Below are 19,959 nucleotides of genomic sequence, written 5' to 3' on the forward strand. Positions count from 1 at the left end.
CGGCTCACTCCTCGGGCTGCGGGTTTCCGGCCCGCTCGACCCGCGCCCGCACGAACGCGTCGATCAGCCGCCCCTGGTCCTCGCGGGAGGCGTTGGTCAACTCGATCTTCCCGCCGTCGAGTTCCACCGTGACCGTACGGACCGGGCGGTTGCGCAGCCAGGTGTCGACCAGATGCAGCACCTGGCGGACGAGCACCGGGGCGGCGGTGACGACGAGGGCGCCGACCGCGAGCGCCTCGGCGGGCTTGGCACCCGCCGGCGCCGGGCCGGCGCCGCGGGCCAACCGCACGTCCGCCACGTCGAGTTCGAGCAGCGCGCGGCGCAGTTGCTCGGTGAGCGCCGAAAGCTCCTCCGGATCGGTGTCCGACGCGCCCGTCAGACCGAGGGTCAGCCTGCTGACACCGGTGTTCATCCCGCCCCCTGTTCACGAATCGGAGCAGACAGTGTATGCGGCGGGCGCGGCGCCCGGGTCCGGGAGGGAGCGGGCGCCGCGACCCCGTACGCACGGCCGGCGGCGAGCCGGGTACCAGGGAGCAACGGCCTCTCGTGCGGCCCCCGTTCAGTCCCGTGGCGCGGCGCCGGCCGGTGGGCGGGCCGCGGTGCGGTACAGCTCCTTGGCGATGAGGGAACGTTGGACCTCGGTGGCGCCCTCGTAGATGCGCGGGGCGCGGACCTCGCGGTAGAGGTGCTCCAGGAGGTGGCCGCGGCGCAGGGCGCGGGCCCCGTGGATCTGGACGGCCGCGTCGACGACGTACTGCGCGGTCTCGGTGGCGAGCAGCTTGGCCATCGCCGCGCGGCGGGCGATGTCCGGGGCGCCGCGGTCGTAGGCGGCCGCGGCCGCGTACACCAGCAGCCGGGCGGACTCCACCCGGGTGGCCATCTCGGCGAGTTGGTGGCCGACGGACTGGAGGTCCTTGAGCGGCCCGCCGAACGCGGTGCGGGTGCCGGCGTGCGCCACCGCGGCGTCCAGCGCGGCCTGCGCCATGCCGACCGCGAACGCACCGACGCTCGGCCGGAAGAGGTTCAGGGTGCGCATCGCCACCCCGAACCCGCCGTCCACCTCGCCGAGCACGTCCGCGGCGGTCACCGGGGTGCCGTCGAAGACCAGGGTGCCGATGGGGTGCGGGCTGAGCATGTCCAACCGCTGACCGCCCAGGCCCGGGCGGTCGGCGGGGACGAGGAAGGCGGTGATGCCGCGGGGACCGTCGGCGCCGGTGCGGGCGAAGACAGTGGCGAAGTCGGCCTCCGGGGCGTTGGAGATCCAGCACTTCTCGCCGGACAGCCGCCAGCGGCCGGGTCCGTCGGGCGCGGCGGCCAGGGCGAGCGCCGCGGCGTCCGAACCCGCGCCGGGCTCGCTCAGCGCGAAGGCGGCGACGGCCCGCCCGGCAGCCACCTCCGGCAGCCAGCGGTCCCGTTGCTCCGCGGTCCCGGACTGGACGATCGGGCAGGCCCCCAGCCCCTGGAGCGCCAGGGCGGTCTCCGCCTCCGTGCACTCCTGCGCCAGGGACTCCCGCAACAGGCAGAGGTCCAGGGCCCGCGGGCTGCCGCCGTCGGGGAAGAGGCGGCGCAGCAGGCCCAGTTCACCGAGGGCGGCGACCAACGGCCGGTTGACCCGGCCCAACTCCCCCCGCTCCGCCAGGGGACGCAGCCGTCCGGCCGTGTCGGCGCGCAGTCGAGCGCACCATTCCTCCTGCTCCGGTCCCAGTGCGAATGCGGTCACGAGGCGGCTCCCCTGGTCAGCGGTACCGGTCGCGGCGACGGCCCGGCGGCCGGTTATCGCGGTCTGTTGACTGCCGTCACGAAGACGTTACGCTGACGGGGATCCGTTCGGCAGTCCCTTCCCTTAACGACCGGCCGCGCGGCGGCCACCTAGGGGGCGCACCCCGCATGGAGCTCCGGTCCTCGGCCCACACCGACACCTTCACCCGCGACCGGCTGCCACCGCCCGAGCAGTGGCCGCACCTCACCGACCTGGGCTATCCCGACCGGCTGAACTGTGGCGCGGAGCTCCTCGACGGCACCATCGCGCGGCTGGGCGCGGACCGCCCCGCGGTCCTGGCCGCCGACGGAAGGGCCTGGTCCTACGGGGAGTTGCGGGCCCGGGTGGACGCCCTCGCCCATGCGCTCACCGACCAGTTGGGCGTGGTGCCGGGCAATCGGGTGCTGCTGCGCGGCCCCACCACGCCCTGGTTGGCGGCCTGTTGGCTCGCGGTGATGAAGGCCGGCGCGGTGGCGGTGACGGTGCTGGCCGCGCACCGCCCCGACGAACTCGCCACGATCTGCGCCCTCGCCCACGTCGGGCACGCGCTGTGCGACGCGCGCGCGGCCGGCGATCTGGTCCGGGCGAACGTCCCGGGCCTGCGCATCGCCACGTTCGGCGGGGACCGGCCGGACGACCTGACGCGGTGCGCGCGCCCCGGCGGCGCCCCGTACGAGGCGGTGCCGACCGCCTGTGACGACGTCGCCCTGATCGCCTTCACCTCCGGCACCACCGGCCGCCCCAAGGGCTGTCTGCACTTCCACCGCGATGTGCTGGCCATCGCCGACACCTTCTCCGCGCAGGTGCTGCGGCCGCGCCCGGACGACGTGTTCGCCGGCAGCCCCCCGCTCGGCTTCACCTTCGGGCTGGGTGGGCTGGTGGTCTTCCCGTTGCGGGCCGGGGCCTCGGCGTACCTGGCCGAGTGGGGCGGTCCCCGGCGGCTGTTGGGCGACATCGCCGCGCACCGGATCTCGGTGCTGTTCACCGCGCCGACCGCCTACCGGGCCATGCTGCCCGAGTTGACCGCGCACGACCTGTCCTCGCTGCGCCGCTGCGTCTCGGCCGGCGAGAACCTGCCCGCCGCGACCTGGCGTTCCTGGCACGAGGCGACCGGCCTGCGGATCATCAACGGGATCGGCGCGACCGAGCTGTTGCACATCTTCCTGTCCGCCGCCGACGACGCGATCCGGCCGGGGACGACGGGGCTGCCGGTGCCCGGGTTCGAGGCGCGGGTGGTGGGCCCGGACGGCGCGCCGGTGCCGGACGGCGAACCGGGACTGCTCGCGGTCCGCGGCCCGACCGGCTGCCGCTACCTCGCCGACCCCCGGCAGACCTCCTACGTCCGCGACGGTTGGAACCTCACCGGCGACACCTATGTCCGGGACGGGGAAGGCTACTTCCGCTATGTGGCCCGCGCGGACGACATGATCATCTCCGCCGGGTACAACATCGCCGGGCCCGAGGTGGAGGACGCCCTGCTGCGGCACCCGGACGTGACCGAGGCGGCGGTGGTCGGGCGTCCCGACGAGCACCGCGGGGAGGTGGTCGTCGCCCATGTCGTGCTGCGGGACGGCGTCCCGCCCGGGGAGGAGACCGTCGCCGCGCTGCGGGAGTTCGTCAAGTCCCGGATCGCGCCCTACAAGTGCCCGCGCGAGGTGGTCTTCCACACCGCGCTGCCGCGCACCCCCACCGGCAAGCTCCAGCGCTTCCGGCTCCGCGGGGCCGGCCATGGCCCACCGGGCAGGTCCTAGAGTGATCAGGTGAGCGACGAGCCTGCCCAGCACACCCCGCGGTCCCTGATCGTCACGTTCTACGGCGCCTACGGCCGGGGCGGCCCCGAGGACGCCGGCGGCGAGCCCGGGCCGGTGCCGGTGGCCGTGCTGATCAGGCTCCTCGGGGTGCTCGGCGTGGATCCGCCGTCGGTGCGCTCGGCAGTCTCCCGGCTCAAGCGCCGCGGACTGCTGGTCCCCGAGCGCACCGCCGCGGGCGCGGCCTCGTACGGGCTCTCCGACGCGGGCCGACAACTGCTCGCGGACGGCGACCGCCGGATATTCGGCCGGCCCGCCGGACCACCGCCGGAGGGCTGGGTGTTGGCCGTCTTCTCCGTCCCCGAGGAGGAGCGGCACAAGCGCCATCTGCTGCGCTCGCGACTGACCCGGCTGGGCTTCGGCACCGCGGCGCCCGGTGTGTGGATCGCCCCCGCGCACCTCTACGAGGAGACCCGGCACACCCTGGAGCGGCTGCAACTGGCCGCCTACGTGGACCTGTTCACCGGCACCCACGCCGGTTTCACGCCCACCGCGCAGGCCGTGGCGCGCTGGTGGGACCTGGACGCCCTCGCGGCCCGGCACCGCGCGTTCCTGGCCGAGCAGGAACCGGTGCTGGCCCGTTGGAGCCGGCGCCGCTCGCTTCCCCCCGAGGCCGCCTACCGCGACCATCTGCTCGCCCTGGACGCCTGGCGGCACCTCCCCTATGCGGACCCCGGCCTGTCCTCTCCCCTCCTGCCGGAGGACTGGCCGGGCGGCCGCGCGGCGGAGGTGTTCCACCAACTGCACGACACCCTGCGGGCGGCGGCCGCCGCATACGTGCGGGAGGCGACGGCCGGGACGCACCGCACCCAGAACGCCGGTTGAGCCCCTCCCGCCGTCGACCGTGGTCGACGGCGGGAGGTGTCCCGCGTCCTCGTACGCCCCGCTCCGTCGCCTCCCGCCCGCGGTCCGGTGTTCCCCCTGGACCGCGGGCGTGGCCCGTAACCCCCGGTGTCAGCGTCGCCGCTGGTGCGCCCCTACGGGGACGGCGGCGGCCGGGCGCTGCCGGACCGGGCCGGCGGCCGACGGGCGCGGCCGGGCGGCGGCGATCACCGAGACCACGTCCTTGAACGAACTGCACATCCGGGTCCCGGCGACCGCGGCGAGTTCACCGAAGGTGCCGCTGCCGTAGGTGACCGCGACCGGCTCCATGCGCGCGGTCACCGCCATCCTCATGTCCCCCACGGTGTCCCCGACATACGCGCTCTGCCAGGCCGGGACCCCCAGCCGACCGGCCGCGCGCAGCACCATCTCCGGGTGCGGCTTGCCGCGTCGGACCATGTCCTGCCCGATGACCGGGCCGACCAGGTCGCGGATGCCCATCACGTCGAGCAGGGCCTCGGCGCTGCGGGTGGTCTTGGAGGTGGCGACGGCCAGTTCGACGCCGTGGGCGCGCAGCGCGGACAGTCCGGCCGTCACTCCCGGGTAGAGCAACTGCGGCCCCTGGCACAGGACCTCGTAGGAGAACAGCTCCCGGTAGCGGGAGATGGCGGCCTGCACCCGGCCGTCGTCCTCGGGGCGGCCGAGCAGCCGTCCGAACGCGGCGGCCGGGGGCTTGCCGATGGCCGCGGCCGCCTGCCGCGCGGTCACCGAACAGCCCTGTTCCGCCGCCACCTTGACCAGCAGCTTGCTGATCGCGGGCAGGGTGTTGGCGAGGGTGCCGTCCAGATCGAAGACGGCGGCCCTGAGCGTCTCTCCGCCGCTGGCGCTCCGCGCGCCTCTCACAGGACGTTCGCCGACTTCCATTGATACGCGCATGGAGGGGACCTTTCCGGGTTCCGATGGGTGCGGGGGCTCGGTGACGTGTGCGGGTCCGGCTGGTCGGGCCGACCCCGCACCTCGACGACTGTGGCGGCAGAGGCGGTCTCGCCGTGGCGCACCACTGTCCAAAGGCGGCACGCGACCGTCGAAGCGGCGGCATCGGAAGGGATCGTCCCGTTTACCGCCTTCGGAGATTTAAAAACCGCCTGCGCTGTTTGTCAATGCGCCTTAGCCCCTCCCTGACGGGTCGACAAGCCTCACCGGGCAGGAGACACTGAAATCGGCCCTGGGAGCCGCGCATCCGCCGGGTTCCGGGCCCCGCAAGGGCCGTTGACTTTCCGACAGACCGCGGCAGAACCGGCCATTTGTCCTCACCATAGCGAACCGCATGGTTGGTTTTCTCTGTAGACTGCACGCAGGTTGCAGTCGTACGAGAGACGGGACGGACACCGTGCCCACGCAGCATCGAGCCATCCAAAGCCGCCAGGCGCTGATCCGCTCGGCCGCCGAGACGTTCCTGGAGAAGGGAGTGCCCGCCGCGGGCATGGTCGAGATCAGTCGGCGGGCCCGACTCAGCAAGGGAGCCCTCTACTTCCACTTCACGTCCAAGGACGACCTGACCCTCGCGGTCCGGGACACCGCGCTGGCCACCCTCAACGAGATCGAGGAGGGCTTCCTGCGCTCCTCTCAGCCGTTGACCGTCGCCGTCCGGGACTTCGCGGTCACGCTGTTCGGCCGGGTGCAGTCGGACCCGGTGCTGCGCGCGGGATTGCGGCTGCGCCCGGAGACCGCGCCGGGCCTGGACCTGCACGCCCTGGAGCAGCGCTGGTACGCGCTCTTCCTCGACAAGGCGGTGACCTGCGGCACCGGCGACCCGGTCGGCACGGGGCCCGGGCTCACCGGCCCGGACCCCGAGGACGCCGAACCGCGCCGCACCGCCCAGCTGTTGACCTCGGTCGTGGTGGGCCTGCTGCACCTGGGCGGCGGCGATCGGACGTGGTGGGACGCGGAGGCGGTGACCGGGCTGTGGGGCCTGCTGCCGGTCACGGCGGAGCGGGTCGGGGCCGCCGAGCTCCCGGCGCCGGCCCAGGTCGCGGCCGGCTGACCGCGCCACGGCGACCCGACCATCCGCGCCCTCGCCCCCGTGCCCGACTCACAACTCCACGATGACCGCCCCGACATGACGTCCCTGGGTGAGCTCACACAGCGCCCTCGGCGCCTGTTCGATCCCCTTCAGCAGCGCGTGCGGGAAGACCAACGAACCGTCCCGCAGCCCCCGGCCGAACTCCGCCGTCCACTCCTCCGCCAGGTCGGGATGGGCGTACCGGCCGAAGCCGCGCAGCGCCACCCGACGCGTGATGATCAGCCCCGCGTCCAACTCGACCGGACCGGTCGCCCCGCCGTCCCCGCCCAACTGGCTGGACAACAGGCCGACCAGGGCGAAGCGGGCCTCCGGGCGGGCCACGGCAAGCGCCGCACGCAGTTGCTCGCCGCCCACGGTGTCCAGCAGGACGTCGATCCCGTCGGGCGCGGCCCGGCGGAGCTGCTCCTCGATCGGCCCGGCGCCGCGCACGACCGTGGCGTCGTACCCCAACTCCGCCCGCAGCCGGGCCGCCTTGGCCTCCGAACCGGTGCTGCCGATCACCCGGGCCGCACCCAGCCGGCGGGCGAGCTGGCCGGCCAGACTGCCCACGCCGCCGGCGGCGCCGGTGACGAACACGGTGTCCCCCGGCCGCACCTCGGCGGCCCGGGTAAGCGCCCCCCAGGCGGTGTCACCCTGGGAGAGGTGCGCCAGCGGGGACGGCAGCGCGGTCGGGTCGAGGAGGCGCACCCGCGCCGCGTCAACGACGGCGAACTCACGCCAACCATGGGGATGGTGGACGAGATCGCCGGGCGCGAAGGCACCGCCGGGCGCGGCCACCACTTCGCCGACGGCGGCACCCGACAGCGGCTGCCCCGGCTCGAAGGACGGCATCGGCAAACGGGCCGCGGTCATCCGGGTCCGCATCGCCGCGGTGACCACCATGAAGCGGGTGCGCACCAGCACCTGACCGGGGCCAGGACTGGGCAGCGGAACCTCGGCGACGGTGAAATGACGCCCCGTCAATTCTTCGTCGCCGACCCGGCGGGCGAGCCGTACCTCCCGGTGGACGGAGGGGAGTCCGGGTGCGTCGGTCAGGTTCATCGATCTACTCCTTGCACGTTCGGCGGTACCACAGGCACCGCGCGGCCGGAGCGCGAATTCCGGCCGCAAACCGGCGTGCGGTCAATGAATACCGCACGGTTGGCTTCTTTATGATGCGGAAATAGACTGCGCGGCCACGGCAACGGGTCGCACCCAGGCACAACAACTCCAAGAGAGCATACGGAGGATGATCGGTGGTCAAGCAGGAACGCGCAGTGCGCACCCGGCGCGCCGTCCTCGAAGCCGCGGCCCATGTCATCGGCACCCGCGGCTACGAGGCCGCGACGATGGCAGAGATCATCCAGCGCGCCGGGGTCACCAAGGGCGCCGTTTACTTCCATTTCCGGTCCAAGGACGCGTTGGCGCGCGCGGTCATCCGGGAACAAACCGACCCGTTCGTACCGCCGGTGAGCGAATCCCGCCTCCAGGACGCCATCGACTTCACGCACCAGGTGGCACTGGCCCTGCGGAGCGATCCGATGATCCAGGCCGGCACCCGGATCGCGGTCGAGACGACCTTCAGCGACGAGCCACTGGTCCCCTACCAGGCGTGGATCGACATCATGGCCACGATGTTCACCGAGGCCCGGGACAACGGCGAATTACTGCCGGCGGTCGCCCCGGACCGGGCCGCGGAGTTCTTCGTCGCCTCCTACATGGGCGTGCAGCTCTTCTCGCGCGCCGCGACCAACCGCGCCGATCTTCCCGAGCGGGTCACGACCCTCTGGAAGCACACCCTGCCGGGCCTGGCGTCGCCCGGCGCACTGAGCCACCTCGATCCGCACGGCCGCTCCGCACACGTCACCGTCTGACCCCTCCCCACACCGAGCCCCGCCCCTTGTACCGCCCCGCCCCGCTGCGTCCGGCCTCCCCGTCAGTGCAGCGTGAGGCGGGGCTTCGGCGCATCGGTACGGCCGGTGGGCGGGGTGCGGCTGCCCGCCTGGTAGGACGGTGGCCAGGGGGCGCCGGGGCCGGCGTAGCCCTGTTCGGCGGCGGCGTGCAGGGTCCAGTGCGGGTCGTAGAGGTGGGGGCGGGCCAGCGCGCACAGGTCGGTTCTGCCGGCCAGGATCAGGGAGTTGACGTCGTCCCAGGAGGAGATGGCGCCGACCGCGATGACGGGGATGCCGAGGGTGTTGCGGATCCGGTCGGCGAACGGCGTCTGGTAGGAGCGGCCGAAGTCGGGGCGCTCGTGCGACACCACCTGTCCGGTGGAGACGTCGATGGCGTCGGCACCGTGCTCGGCGAAGGCGGCCGCGATGGCGACGGCGTCCTCGGGGGTGGTGCCGCCCTCCGCCCAGTCGGTGGCGGAGATCCGGACCGTCATCGGCCGGTCGTCCGGCCACCGTTCGCGGACCGCGTCGAAGACTTCGAGGGGGAAGCGGAGCCGGCCTTCCAGACAGCCGCCGTAGGCGTCGGTGCGCTGGTTGGTCAGCGGGGAGAGGAAGCCGGAGAGCAGATAGCCGTGCGCGCAGTGCAGTTCGAGCAGGTCGAAGCCGGCGCGGGCGGCGCGGGCGGCGGAGCCGACGAACTGGTCGCGCACGGCGACGAGTTCCGATGCGGTCAGGGCGTGCGGGATCTGGTTGACGCCCGGGCGGTAGGGCAGCGGGGAGGCGGCGACGACCGGCCAGTTGCCGTCCGGCAGCGGCTGGTCGATGCCCTCCCACATCCGCCGGGTCGAGCCCTTGCGGCCGGCGTGGCCGAGCTGGACGCCGAGGGCGGTGCCGGGGGCCTGGCCGTGCACGAAGTCGGTGACCCGCCGCCAGGCCCGCTCGTGCTCCGGCGCGTACAGCCCCGTGCAGGCCGGTGTGATCCGCCCCTCGGGGCTGACGCACACCATCTCCGTCATCACCAGCCCGGCCCCGCCCAGCGCGCGGGCGCCGAGGTGGACGAGGTGGAAGTCCCCGGGGGTACCCGCCCCGTCCGCGGCGTACATGTCCATCGGCGAGACCACGACCCGGTTGCGCAGGGTCAGCCCGCGCAGCCGGAAGGGGGTGAACATCGGCGGCGTCCCGTCGGGGACGCCGGCCTCGGCGGCCACCGCGTCGGTGAACTCGGCGTCCCGCAGCCGCAGGTTGTCGTGGGTGACCCGGCGGCTGCGGGTCAGCAGGTTGAAGGCGAACTGGTGCGGCGGCTGGTCGGCGTAGGTGGCCAGCTCCTCGAACCAGGCGAGGCTGGCGCGCGCGGCGCGCTGGGTTGAGGCCACGACGGGGCGGCGCTCGGCCTCGTAGGCGGCCAGGGCCTCCGGGAGGGTGGGCCGTTCCCGCAGGCACGCGGCGAGCGCGAGGGCGTCCTCGACGGCCAGCTTGGTGCCGGAGCCGATGGAGAAGTGGGCGGTGTGCGCGGCGTCGCCGAGCAGCACGATCCGGCCGTGCGACCAGCGCTCGTTGACGACCGTGCGGAAGGCGATCCAGGCGGAGTTGTTGGTGCGCAGCGGGCGGCCGCGCAGGGTGGCGGCGAAGAGTTCGGCGCACCAGGCGGCCGAGGCGCGCTCGTCGAGGGCGTCCAGCCCGTTGGCGCGCCAGACCTCCTCGCGCATCTCGACGATGACGGTGCTGGCGCCCTCGTCGGGGGCGTCGGGGTCGCCGGGACGGTCCGGCTTCGGGAGAGGGGGCCGCGAGCCCCTGGACGGAGTCCAAGGAGGCGTCGGTGAGGGGTGGTGGCCGGGCGACGGGCGGGCGTACGGATAGGCGTGGAGCTGGGCGATGCCGTGGCCGGTGTCGGCGATCTCGAAGCGGAAGGAGTCCAGGGCGAAGTCGGCCGAGAGCCAGATGTAGCGGCACCGGTGGGCGGTCAGTTGCGGGCGGAAGACCTCGTCGTGCGCGGTGCGGGTGGTGCTGTGCACGCCGTCGGCGGCGATCACCAGGTCGTGGTCGCGGGCGAGTTCGGCGGCCGGCGGGGCCTCGGTGCGGAAGACCAGTCGGACGCCCAGCGACCGGCAGCGCTCGTGCAGGACCGCCAGCAGCCGGCGGCGGCCGAGCGCGGCGAAGCCGTGGCCGCCGGAGGTGAGGGTCCGGCCGCGGTGCACGATGGCGATGTCGTCCCAGCGCACGAACTCGGCTTGGAGCGCGCGGTAGATGACCGGGTCGGCGTGCTCGATGCCGCCGAGGGTCTCGTCGGAGAGGACGACGCCGAAGCCGAAGGTGTGGTCGGGGGCGTTGCGCTCCCAGACGGTGATCTCGCGGTCCGGATCGAGGCGCTTGAGCAGGGCCGCGGCGTAGAGCCCGCCGGGGCCGCCGCCGAGCACGGCGACCTTCAGCGGGCGCCCGGCCGTCCCCGCGGGCGCGGTCACTTCCCCTGCCACTGGGGCGACCGCTTCGCGGTGAACGCGGCGTGGAACTCGGCGTAGTCGGCGCTGTTCATCAGCAACGCCTGGGTGTTGGCGTCCAGTTCGACGGCGGCGGCCAGCGGCATGTCCAGCTCGGCGGTGAGCAGCGCCTTGGTCTGGGCGTGGGCGAGCGCGGGGCCGTCGGCGAGCCGTCGGGCCAGCGCCGCGGCCCGCTCGTCGGCCCGGCCCTCCTCGGTCAACTCACTGATCAGGCCGATCCGTTCGGCCTCGGGGGCCCGCACCGGGTCGCCGAGCATCAGCACCCGGGTGGCGTGCCCGAGGCCGACGACGCGCGGCAGCAGATAGGCCGCGCCCATGTCGCCGCCGGAGAGGCCGACCCGGGTGAAGAGGAACGCGAAGCGGGCGGAGGGGTCGGCGACCCGGAAGTCGGCGGCCAGGGCGAGTACCGCGCCGGCGCCGGCGGCCACCCCGTGCACGGCCGCGACCACCGGGAACGGGCACTCCCGGATCGCCCGGACGACCTGCCCGGTCATCCGGTTGAAGTCCAGGAGTTGGGCGGTGTCCATGCCGAGGGTGACGCCGATGATCTCCTCGACGTCCCCGCCGGAGCAGAAGCCGCGCCCCTCGCCGGCCAGGACCAGGGCGCGCACGGAGCGCTCCCGGGAGAGTTCGGCGAGCAGGTCGCGGAGGTCGGCGTACGCCTCGAAGGTCAGCGCGTTGAGCTTCTCGGGGCGGGCGAGGGTGACGGTCACGACGCCGTCCTCCCCGCTGACCCTGATGTGCTGCCATGCGCCGGTGCTGCGGGCGGATCCTGCGAACGGGCTCATCGGTCTGCCTGCCCCCTTCAGCCGGTTGGCTGGTGCGTGGTGGTCGCGGATGCGGTGGCGGTGCGGAACGCGCGAAATGCCCCTCGAAACTATCACTGCTTTGTGACCGTCGTCATGAGTCCGCGATATGCGTGCCGCGGTGACGGGGCGGGGAAGTGGGGTGCGGGGGTGGGGAGTTCCGGGTGGGACCGGGTCGGGGCGCGGATACGACCTCGGCCCCGGCCCCAGGCGTTGCTGCCGGGGGTCGGGGCCGAAGTCGGGGCCGGCGTCGGGGCCGATCAGGCCGACGCGTGGCGCGGAACGGTCAGTTGCCGCCACGGTCCGGGCGGTCCCCACTGCCGGAGCCCACGTAACCGGAGTCCGCCGCGCCGCCCCCTGGCGCCCCCTCGCCGCTCGCCCGCGGCCCCGGGAAGTCCCCCGCGCCGTCCGGGACGGGCCCGTCGGCCCCGCCCCTCGCGAGGCGCGAGTGCCGGCGCCCGTACAGCGCGTAGACCAGCGCGCCGAGGGCGAGGAAGCCGGCGAACTGCAGCCAAGTGGCCGGGCCGGTGCCGTAGATGAGGTAGCCGCAGAAGGCGATGCCGAGCAGCGGGCTGAGCGGGAAGAGCGGAACGCGGAAACGGCGCGGCAGGTCGGGCCGGGTGCGGCGGAGCACCAGCAGGCTGACGTTGACCGCCGCCATGACCGCGAGCGTGCCGATGGTGGTCAGGTTCATCACCACGTCCAGCGGGACGACGGCGGCAGGAAGGGCGAAGACCACCGCGACGATCCAGGTGTTGGCGACGGGCGTGGCGGTCCGGGGCGAGACCCGGGCGAAGACCCGCGGGACCAGGCCGTCCCGGGACATCGCCATCAGGATGCGGGTCTGCCCGTACATCACGGCGAGGACCACGGAGGCGATGGCGACGACCGCGCCGAAGGCGATCACCGCGCCGCCGACGCCGAATGGGGTCTCCCCTGCTTGAGCGGAGCCGAGAGCTTGGGGAAGGGTGACCCGGTCGACGATCAGCGACAGCGCGGCCGGGCGGCCCGCCACCTCCCCCGCGGAGAGCGCACCGATCGCGGCGAGGGCGACCAGGCAGTACAGGGCGGTGACCACGCCGATGCAGATCATGATCGCGAGCGGGATGTTGCGGCGCGGATCGCGCACCTCCTCGCCGGCGGTGGTGATCGCGTCGAAGCCGATGTACGAGAAGAACGCGACGGAGGCGCCGGAGGTGATCCCCGCCAGCCCCTCCGGGGCGAACGGGGAGAGGTTCCCGCTGTGGAACGCGCCGAAGCCGATCACGCAGAACAGCGCCAGCACGGCCAGCTTGAGCACCGCCATCGCCGCGGTCGCCCGGGCGCTCTCCCGGACGCCGCGCACCAACAGCACCGCGGCCAGCAGCACCACGACGACGGCGGGGAGGTTGACGATGCCGCCGTCGCCGGGCGGGTTGGCGAGCGCGGCGGGCAGTTGCCACCCAGTGAGGCTGCCGAGCAGTTGGTTGAGGTACTGGCCCCAGCCGACGGCGACCGCGGAGACCGAGACGCCGTATTCGAGCAGCAGGCACCAGCCGACGAGGAAGGCGGTCCGCTCGCCGAGGGTGGCGTAGGCGTAGGAGTACGAGCTGCCGGAGACCGGGATCGCACCGCCGAGTTCGGCGAAGGCGAAGGCGGTGAAGACGCAGGTGACGGCCGCCAGCACGAAGGAGACGATGACCGCGGGGCCGGCCTGGGCGACGGTGTCGGACAGGCCGACGAAGATGCCGGTGCCGACGATGGCGCCGACGCCGAAGCAGAGGAGTTGGAACAGGCCCATGCTGCGGCGCAGGCCATGGCCGTGGAGGTCCGCTCCGGATTCGGCGAGGAGGAGATCGGGCGACTTGATGCGCAATCCGGACGTGCCTGGGCGGAGCATGGGGTGGTTCTCTCTCTGGTGGTGCGTGGCGCGCGGCACGGGTGGGCCGGGCGCGGTGCGGGGCCCGGACCGGTGGGTCCGGACCCCGTTTGCGGCTCGATGGTAACCCGAGGCCGCATGATCGCTCATGACCCCGCATGGCTATGCACGACCCGGTCCGCCGACCGCACGGGCGGGCCGCGCCCTACCGCCCCAGCGTCGCCACCATCACGGCCTTGATGGTGTGCATCCGGTTCTCCGCCTCGTCGAAGACGACCGAGTGCGCGGACTCGAAGACCTCGTCGGTGACCTCCAGCGAGGTCAGCCCGTGGCGGGCGTGGATCTCCCGGCTGACCGTGGTGCCGAGGTCGTGGAAGGCGGGCAGGCAGTGCAGGAACTTCACGTCGGGCCGGCCGGTGGCGCGCAGCACGTCCATCGTCACCGCGTACGGGGCGAGCAGCGCGATCCGCTCGTCCCAGACCTCCTTGGGCTCCCCTATGGACACCCAGACGTCGGTGGCGACGAAGTCGGCGCCCCGCACACCCTCGGCGACCTCCTCGGTGAGCGTGATCCGGGCCCCGCTGGTCTCCGCGAGCGCCCGCGCCCGCGCGATCACGCCCTCCCCCGGCCACAACTGCTTCGGGGCGACGATCCGTACGTCCATGCCGAGGAGGGCGCCGGTGACGAGGTAGGAGTTGCCCATGTTGCTGCGGGCGTCCCCGAGGTAGGCGAAGGCGGTCTCCTCCAGGGGGCGGCCGCCGCCGTGCTCGACCATGGTCAGCACGTCGGCGAGCATCTGGGTCGGGTGCCAGTCGTCGGTGAGCCCGTTGTAGACGGGCACCCCGGCGTGCGCCGCGAGCTCCTCGACGTCGGCCTGGCGGCTGCCGCGGAACTCGATGGCGTCAAACATCCGGCCGAGGACGCGGGCGGTGTCCTTGACCGACTCCTTGTGCCCGAGCTGCGAGCCGGACGGGTCGAGGTAGGTGGTCGAGGCGCCCTGATCCGCGGCCGCGACCTCGAAGGAACAGCGGGTCCGGGTCGAGGTCTTCTCGAAGATCAGGGCGATGTTGCGGCCCTCCATGCGGCGGACCTCGGTACCGGCGCGCTTGGCCGCTTTCAACTCGGCGGCCAGCTCGATCAGTCGACGGAACTCCTCGGCGCTGAAGTCCAGTTCCTTGAGGAAGTGGCGGCCCTTGAGGTCTATCGCCATGGGTGGGCTCCTGGTTCGCGGCGGTCGGGGACAGGGGGCATCGGGGCACACGGCCCATGGAAGTCTATACGAAGACTCGCATCCTTATACGGGTGCCTGGGTATCCGGGCACCCAGGTGGCCGGCACGTCCGACCCCGGCGTCACGGGATCGCGTCCCCGACTCCCCAGACTGCCAGCCGCGGTGGACGGCCCCCGCCAGCGGGTCGACCGCCGCCAGCGAACCGCCCGTCACCGCCGCCTCAGTCCGGCACCGCGTCCCTCGCCACCGGGCAGCTCATGCAGCGCGGCCCGCCGCGCCCCCGACCCAGTTCGCTGCCGGGGATCGTGATCACCTCGATCCCGCGCTTCCGCAGGAAGGTGTTGGTGGTGACGTTCCGCTCGTAGGCCACCACCACGCCCGGCTCCACGGCGAGCACGTTGCAGCCGTCGTCCCACTGCTCGCGCTCGGCCGAGTGCACGTCCTGGGTCGCGGTGAGCACCCGGATCTCGGCGAGCCCCAGGGAGGCCGCTATGGCGCGGTGCATGTGCTCCGGCGGATGGTCGGTGACCTTCAGGTCCTGCGCGCCCGCGCCCGGCTCGATGGTGTACGAGCGGAGCATCCCCAGACCCTCGTACTGGGTGAAGGTGTCCCCGTCGATCATGGTCATCACGGTGTCCAGGTGCATGAACGCGCGCCTCTTGGGCATGTCCAGCGCCACGATCGTCCGCGCGGAACCCGCCGCGAACAGCCCGCGGGCCAGCAGCTCCACCGCCTGCGGGGTGGTCCGCTCGCTCATCCCGATCAGCACCGCGCCGTTGCCCAGCACCAGGAGGTCGCCGCCCTCGATCGTCGAGGGGTAGTCGGCCTGCCCCTCCGACCAGACGTGGAACGACTCCTCGCGGAAGAGCGGGTGGAAGCGGTAGATGGCCTCGTAGTGCACGGTCTCGCGCTGCCGGGCCGGCCAGCGCATCGAGTTGATGGAGACTCCGTCGTAGATCCAGGCGGAGGTATCGCGGGTGAACAGGTGGTTGGGCAGCGGCCCCAGCAGGAAGTCGTCCAGGTCCATCACGTGGAAACGGACCGAGGTCGGCTCCGGATGCCGCTCCAGGAACTCGCGCTTGGTCATCCCGCCGACCAACGCCTCGACGAGTTCCGGCACCGGCAACGCGTCGAACGCCGCCCGCAGGTGATCGGTCGCCAGCGGCCCGTACTCCTTCTCGTCGAAGACCCGGTCCAGGACCAGCGTCCGCGCCTCGGGGATCTGAAGGCTCTCGGCCAGCAGATCCCCGAAGAGGTGCACCTCGACGCCCCGGTCGCGGAGCACGTCCGCGAACCCGTCGTGCTCGGCCCGGGCCCGCCGCACCCAGAGCACGTCGTCGAAGAGCAAGGCGTCCTTGTTGGAGGGGGTGAGCCGCTTCAGTTCGAGGTCCGGGCGGTGCAGGATCACGCGGCGCAGCCGCCCGGCCTCCGAGTCGACATGGAATCCCATCTCCCCATCTTGTCCGCTCGGGGGGCGTCGCGTCGCGGGTCCGGGGATCTCGGACGGGGTGTCGGGCGCGGGTGACGCCCTGTCACCGCGCTTCCCCCACCCCTCCCCCACCCCAGGCGCAGGGCCGCCGCCACCGCGAGCGCCGGGGCCACCGCCGCGATGATCCAACCGACGCGCAGCGCCCCGAACGCCGGGGGGCTGACCGCCCATGACGGCGACCAGTACGGCCACGCCGAGCGCGGTGCCGGCCCGCCGGGAAACCATCAAGACGCCGGAACCGAGGGAGAGTTGGCTACTGGGCAGCGCCCCCACGGCGGCGAACATCACCGGCTGGTACAGGCCGCTGCCCAACCCCGCGAAGATCAACCCGGGCAGGAACCGCCCCGCGTAGTGCGTTCCCCCACTCCCGTCGCCGGCCAGGACGATCCACCACAGCGCGGCCGCCACGAAGCACAGCGCGCCGACCACCACCGTCCCCCGACCGCCGACCGCGATCGCGATCGCCGATCGCGGCGATGATCCGGCCGGAGACCACGGAGGCCACGGAGACCACCAGCACCGTCAGCGGCCAGGGCGCCATCGCCACACCCGCCGTCCGCACCGGGTAGTGCCAGACATCGGTGAACAACAGGCTCGCGGCGAGCACCATCGCCCCGTAGGCGACGAAGTAGCCGAGCAGCCCCACGGTGGCCGCGGCGGCCCCGGGGGGAGCGGAACAACGCCGGGTACACCACGGGGTTCGCGGCGTCGCACAGGGCGCACGCCCAACGCCCCCGCCAACACGCCGGCGGCGAGGACCGCGAGCGTGCCCGGGGCGGCACAACCCCACTCGGGGGCCTCGACGAACGCGGTCACCAGCGCACCGACGCACACCAGCACCAGCACCGTCCCCGGCAGGTCGAGCGCCTGCCGCGGACCGCGCGCCGAACGGGGCAGCAGCCGGACGCCCGAGCTCACCGCGAGCAGCACCACCGGGACGTTGATCAGGAAGATCAACCGCCAGTCGGCGGCGGCGAGCAGCCCGCCGATCACCGGCCCTGCGCTCGCCGCCACCGCACTGACCGCTGCACTGACCGCCGCGCAGACGCCGACCGCGGTCGCCCGCGCGCGCCGGGAAGGCGGGCAGCGCAAGCGAGAGAGGTCGGGACCCACCCCGGCGGCCGCGCCCTGCACCACCCCGCGACCGGAGCCCGCAACCGGCCCCGATCCCGACGCGGCCCGACGCGGCCCGGCCCGGCCCTGGAGCAGACGTCAGCTCATCTACACACCTCAACGCACCCAGGAGGCATCAGCGGAGCTGAGCTGAGCTGAGCTGAGCTGAGCTGCGAGACACCAGCACGACTATGCGACGTCAGCGAAGCTGCGACTGGACCTGCTCGGAGATCAACTCCAGGTGGTCCAGGTCATCCAGATCCAGGATCTGGAGGTAGACCCGGGACGAGCCGATGGCGCCGAACTGGCCAAGCCTGTCCACGACTTCCGCGGGCGAGCCCGCCACGCCGTTGGCCTTCAGCTCCTCGACGTCGCGCCCGATGACCGCGGCCCGCCTCGCCACCTCGGCGTCGTTCTTACCGACGCAGGCGATCAGGGCGTTGGAGTACACCAGGTCGTCCGCCTTGCGCCCGGCGGCCTCGGCGGCCGCCCGCACCCGTCCGAACTGGCGCTCCGTGTCTTCGAGCGAGGCGAAGGGAATGTTGAACTCATCGGCGTACTGCGCCGCCAACCGCGGGGTGCGCGTCGCGCCGTGCCCACCGATCAGCACCGGCACCTTGCCCTGGGCAGGCTTGGGCAGTGCGGGCGACTTCTCCAACTGGTAGTACGTGCCGTCGTATGAGAACTCCTTTCCTACCTCGGTGGCCCACAGGCCGGTGACGATGGCGAGTTGTTCCTCCAGCCGCGCGAACCTCTCCTTGGGGAACGGGATGCCGTACGCCTTGTGCTCCTCCTCGAACCACCCTGCGCCCAGGCCGAGTTCCACCCGCCCGCCGGACATCTGGTCGACCTGCGCGACCTGGATGGCCAGCACGCCCGGAAGCCGGAAGGTACCGGCCGTCACGAGCGTGCCGAGTCGGATCCGCTTGGTCTCGCGGGCCAGACCGGCCAGCGTGATCCAGGCGTCCGTCGGGCCGGGCAACCCGTCGACCGTTCCCATCCGCAGATAGTGATCGGAGCGGAAGAAGGCGTCGAACCCGAGGTCCTCGGTGGCCTTGGCGGCCTTCAGAAGGGTGTCGTAAGAAGCCCCCTGCTGGGGCTCGGTGAAGATCCGTAGGTCCATACCTCCATCCTGCACCGGTGCCCAGCAAACCAACCTCCGGGCACTGCCGATAAACCAGGTGTCTTGTTTCTGATCTGGCTCCCATGCGTGCGGTTTCCGATGCGTGGCATTTCCGCGCCGCGCGGCATCTCCGCTGCGCGGCATGCGTGGCATGTGTGACGCGTGACGTGTGCGTGCGTGACGCGTGCGTGCGTGGTGTGCGTGGCGTGTGTGATGTGCGCGGTGCGAAGACATGGATAGGTGTGATCGACGCGACGAGCGTGGTGGCTGAGGTGTTGGGGTGGACAGACCGATCGAAGCGGGTGAGGTGAGTAGCGACTGAGGGATCGGGGTTGGGTGGAATCGACCTCGGCTCCCCTGACTCACGACGCCTGATCGAGATACCCAAGTCGCCCAATATGGCTGTCAGTTGGCGCGATGTGGGGCTGCCCCAAGAGTCCGTGCCCGGCCAAGACGGTCACAGCGCCATTAGCAGCAACATGCCCACGGTTCGCAATCAGCGAAGGAGAGGCAGGAGCAGCGGCGAGAGAGCAGGAAGCGGGAGGAAGAGCAGAAGGAGTAGAAAGAGTAGAAGGTGGGGAGATGACGCGCGGGAGCGCCGACTCCGGGCACGATGGGGCAGCGGCACAGGTCGACCGCCCCTGTCCCGGCACGCCGGTCGAAGTGGCCAACAGGCGTGCTGCGCCTCCCCAGGCCGGCAACGGCTCCAGACCACTGGCCGTGCCGACTGTCACGGCGGCTCCGACCGCACCGACCGTCATGGCGACTCTGGCCGCTCTGGTCGTTCCGGCCCTTCCGATGGTGCTGATGGCGCTGACTGTTCTTATGGTGCCGACTGTTCCGGTAGTTACAGGGCAGGCAGCTTGAGAGACGGCCCGCCCTCCGTCAGGCAAGGTGCCGGTCGCGTACCTCCAGCTTCTCTAGTATTCCGGCGGCGTGGTCCCTCGATTCGTCTGCCGTGTCCATGGCCTCCACGCAGGTCCAGTACATCCCCTCCTCCTCGGCCGAGATCACCACCCCGACCAATGCCTCGCACACCTCTCGGAGCAGTTGGCACAGGCTGATTAAAGCCGTCTTGACGTCGCGTATCTCGGTGAGCTGGGCCGCCCGCAGCCCTCCGGCGGTCGCCGTCGAGCACAGCAGTCCCCCGCTGAACCGCCCGCCCGCGTCGCCCAACCCTCGGGCTCTGGACCGCACTTCGTACGGCCCGAATATCGCAAGGTGGCTACCTATCGCTTCCGCCAAGGCTTGTGCCTGCCACGCCTCGACGACCACGTCGTGCACCGTGCTCGCCTGCGCCAGACCGCGTCGACTGACCGCGATGATTCGCACCGCGTCCATCTGCGTCCCTCCCTCCTTCTTCGTCATGCGCGTTCACCCCACTTCCCTTCCACTACCCAGCGTGAGGGTCAACAGCCAAAAACGCTAGGGGAATTCGCAAATCTGTGGACAACCAAGACGCTGTGGAAAGATCTATAACTCCATAGAGTGACGAGAGGCAG

At 72.5% G+C, this 19,959-nt stretch carries 17 protein-coding genes; 6 read left to right on the top strand and 11 right to left on the bottom strand.

The window, feature by feature from the left end; genetic code table 11:
* Positions 1-4: 4 nt before the first annotated feature.
* Both PV796_RS10970 and PV796_RS10975 read right to left on the bottom strand, forming a co-directional pair.
* Positions 5-412, bottom strand: a complete 408-nt coding sequence (locus tag PV796_RS10970) for a hypothetical protein (protein ID WP_274912768.1) — start codon at positions 410-412, stop codon at positions 5-7.
* Between the two features lie 147 nt (positions 413-559).
* Complete coding sequence (locus tag PV796_RS10975; RefSeq protein ID WP_274912769.1) at positions 560-1,720, bottom strand: acyl-CoA dehydrogenase family protein; 1,161 nt, start codon at positions 1,718-1,720, stop codon at positions 560-562.
* Between the two features lie 167 nt (positions 1,721-1,887).
* On the opposite strand from PV796_RS10975, the gene PV796_RS10980 reads away from it, so the two are divergent.
* Positions 1,888-3,510, top strand: a complete 1,623-nt coding sequence (locus tag PV796_RS10980; RefSeq protein WP_274912770.1) for an AMP-binding protein — start codon at positions 1,888-1,890, stop codon at positions 3,508-3,510.
* Between the two features lie 9 nt (positions 3,511-3,519).
* Positions 3,520-4,392, top strand: coding sequence for a PaaX family transcriptional regulator (locus PV796_RS10985; RefSeq protein ID WP_274912771.1), 873 nt, complete (start codon positions 3,520-3,522; stop codon positions 4,390-4,392).
* Between the two features lie 129 nt (positions 4,393-4,521).
* On the opposite strand, the gene PV796_RS10990 is transcribed toward PV796_RS10985, so the two are convergent.
* Positions 4,522-5,325: an HAD family hydrolase gene (locus PV796_RS10990; RefSeq protein ID WP_274912772.1), complete on the bottom strand. Its 804-nt coding sequence runs from the start codon at positions 5,323-5,325 to the stop codon at positions 4,522-4,524.
* Positions 5,326-5,779: 454 nt separating this feature from the next.
* On the opposite strand from PV796_RS10990, the gene PV796_RS10995 reads away from it, so the two are divergent.
* Positions 5,780-6,433, top strand: a complete 654-nt coding sequence (locus tag PV796_RS10995) for a TetR/AcrR family transcriptional regulator (protein ID WP_274912773.1) — start codon at positions 5,780-5,782, stop codon at positions 6,431-6,433.
* A gap of 48 nt (positions 6,434-6,481) precedes the next feature.
* Here the strand turns inward: PV796_RS10995 and PV796_RS11000 are convergent, their stop codons facing one another.
* A complete protein-coding gene (locus PV796_RS11000) occupies positions 6,482-7,513 on the bottom strand; it encodes an MDR family NADP-dependent oxidoreductase (RefSeq protein WP_274912774.1) in 1,032 nt (343 codons plus the stop codon).
* 194 nt (positions 7,514-7,707) lie between these two features.
* Here PV796_RS11000 and PV796_RS11005 point away from each other — a divergent pair, with 194 nt between their 5' ends.
* Positions 7,708-8,325, top strand: coding sequence for a ScbR family autoregulator-binding transcription factor (locus tag PV796_RS11005; RefSeq protein ID WP_274912775.1), 618 nt, complete (start codon positions 7,708-7,710; stop codon positions 8,323-8,325).
* A 62-nt stretch (positions 8,326-8,387) separates the two neighbouring features.
* Here PV796_RS11005 and PV796_RS11010 read toward each other — a convergent pair whose 3' ends face one another.
* From PV796_RS11010 to PV796_RS11030, 5 genes are all read right to left on the bottom strand, one after another.
* Positions 8,388-10,802 (bottom strand): oxidoreductase, encoded by a 2,415-nt coding sequence (locus PV796_RS11010; RefSeq protein ID WP_274912776.1) that lies wholly within the window; start codon positions 10,800-10,802, stop codon positions 8,388-8,390.
* The gene (locus PV796_RS11015; RefSeq protein WP_274912777.1) at positions 10,799-11,626 is read right to left on the bottom strand and encodes an enoyl-CoA hydratase family protein; all 828 of its coding nucleotides are present in this window, start codon (positions 11,624-11,626) and stop codon (positions 10,799-10,801) included. Before PV796_RS11015 ends, PV796_RS11010 begins: the two co-directional genes overlap by 4 nt.
* Before the next feature lie 304 nt (positions 11,627-11,930).
* The gene (locus PV796_RS11020) at positions 11,931-13,523 is read right to left on the bottom strand and encodes an amino acid permease (RefSeq protein ID WP_274912778.1); all 1,593 of its coding nucleotides are present in this window, start codon (positions 13,521-13,523) and stop codon (positions 11,931-11,933) included.
* A gap of 184 nt (positions 13,524-13,707) precedes the next feature.
* On the bottom strand, positions 13,708-14,712 hold the full coding sequence (gene argF / locus PV796_RS11025; RefSeq protein ID WP_274912779.1) for an ornithine carbamoyltransferase: 1,005 nt from the start codon (positions 14,710-14,712) through the stop codon (positions 13,708-13,710).
* A 240-nt stretch (positions 14,713-14,952) separates the two neighbouring features.
* Complete coding sequence (locus PV796_RS11030) at positions 14,953-16,182, bottom strand: arginine deiminase (RefSeq protein ID WP_274912780.1); 1,230 nt, start codon at positions 16,180-16,182, stop codon at positions 14,953-14,955.
* A gap of 208 nt (positions 16,183-16,390) precedes the next feature.
* On the opposite strand from PV796_RS11030, the gene PV796_RS11035 reads away from it, so the two are divergent.
* Together PV796_RS11035 and PV796_RS11040 are read left to right on the top strand one after the other, a co-directional pair.
* Positions 16,391-16,573 (top strand): hypothetical protein, encoded by a 183-nt coding sequence (locus PV796_RS11035; RefSeq protein WP_274912781.1) that lies wholly within the window; start codon positions 16,391-16,393, stop codon positions 16,571-16,573.
* Positions 16,574-16,987: 414 nt separating this feature from the next.
* Positions 16,988-17,488: a hypothetical protein gene (locus PV796_RS11040; protein WP_274912782.1), complete on the top strand. Its 501-nt coding sequence runs from the start codon at positions 16,988-16,990 to the stop codon at positions 17,486-17,488.
* Between the two features lie 45 nt (positions 17,489-17,533).
* Here the strand turns inward: PV796_RS11040 and PV796_RS11045 are convergent, their stop codons facing one another.
* The gene (locus PV796_RS11045) at positions 17,534-18,457 is read right to left on the bottom strand and encodes an LLM class F420-dependent oxidoreductase (RefSeq protein ID WP_274912783.1); all 924 of its coding nucleotides are present in this window, start codon (positions 18,455-18,457) and stop codon (positions 17,534-17,536) included.
* 885 nt (positions 18,458-19,342) lie between these two features.
* Positions 19,343-19,798 carry a DUF6099 family protein gene (locus tag PV796_RS11050; RefSeq protein WP_274918967.1) on the bottom strand — a complete coding sequence of 152 codons (456 nt, stop codon included), beginning with the start codon at positions 19,796-19,798 and terminating at the stop codon, positions 19,343-19,345.
* Between the last annotated feature and the right edge of the window lie 161 nt (positions 19,799-19,959).

This window comes from Streptomyces sp. WZ-12 (assembly GCF_028898845.1).
Lineage (GTDB): Bacteria > Actinomycetota > Actinomycetes > Streptomycetales > Streptomycetaceae > Streptomyces.

Excerpts from the sequence above, each read along its gene's own strand:
- PV796_RS11050 (WP_274918967.1), bottom strand. The coding sequence starts at position 19,798 with ATGGACGCGGTGCGAATCATCGCGGTCAGTCGACGCGGTCTGGCGCAG.
- PV796_RS11035 (WP_274912781.1), top strand. The coding sequence starts at position 16,391 with ATGACGGCGACCAGTACGGCCACGCCGAGCGCGGTGCCGGCCCGCCGG.
- PV796_RS11045 (WP_274912783.1), bottom strand. The coding sequence starts at position 18,457 with ATGGACCTACGGATCTTCACCGAGCCCCAGCAGGGGGCTTCTTACGAC.
- PV796_RS10970 (WP_274912768.1), bottom strand. The coding sequence starts at position 412 with ATGAACACCGGTGTCAGCAGGCTGACCCTCGGTCTGACGGGCGCGTCG.
- PV796_RS11000 (WP_274912774.1), bottom strand. The coding sequence starts at position 7,513 with ATGAACCTGACCGACGCACCCGGACTCCCCTCCGTCCACCGGGAGGTA.
- PV796_RS10980 (WP_274912770.1), top strand. The coding sequence starts at position 1,888 with ATGGAGCTCCGGTCCTCGGCCCACACCGACACCTTCACCCGCGACCGG.
- PV796_RS10990 (WP_274912772.1), bottom strand. The coding sequence starts at position 5,325 with ATGCGCGTATCAATGGAAGTCGGCGAACGTCCTGTGAGAGGCGCGCGG.
- PV796_RS11030 (WP_274912780.1), bottom strand. The coding sequence starts at position 16,182 with ATGGGATTCCATGTCGACTCGGAGGCCGGGCGGCTGCGCCGCGTGATC.
- PV796_RS11015 (WP_274912777.1), bottom strand. The coding sequence starts at position 11,626 with ATGAGCCCGTTCGCAGGATCCGCCCGCAGCACCGGCGCATGGCAGCAC.
- argF (WP_274912779.1), bottom strand. The coding sequence starts at position 14,712 with ATGGCGATAGACCTCAAGGGCCGCCACTTCCTCAAGGAACTGGACTTC.
- PV796_RS11020 (WP_274912778.1), bottom strand. The coding sequence starts at position 13,523 with ATGCTCCGCCCAGGCACGTCCGGATTGCGCATCAAGTCGCCCGATCTC.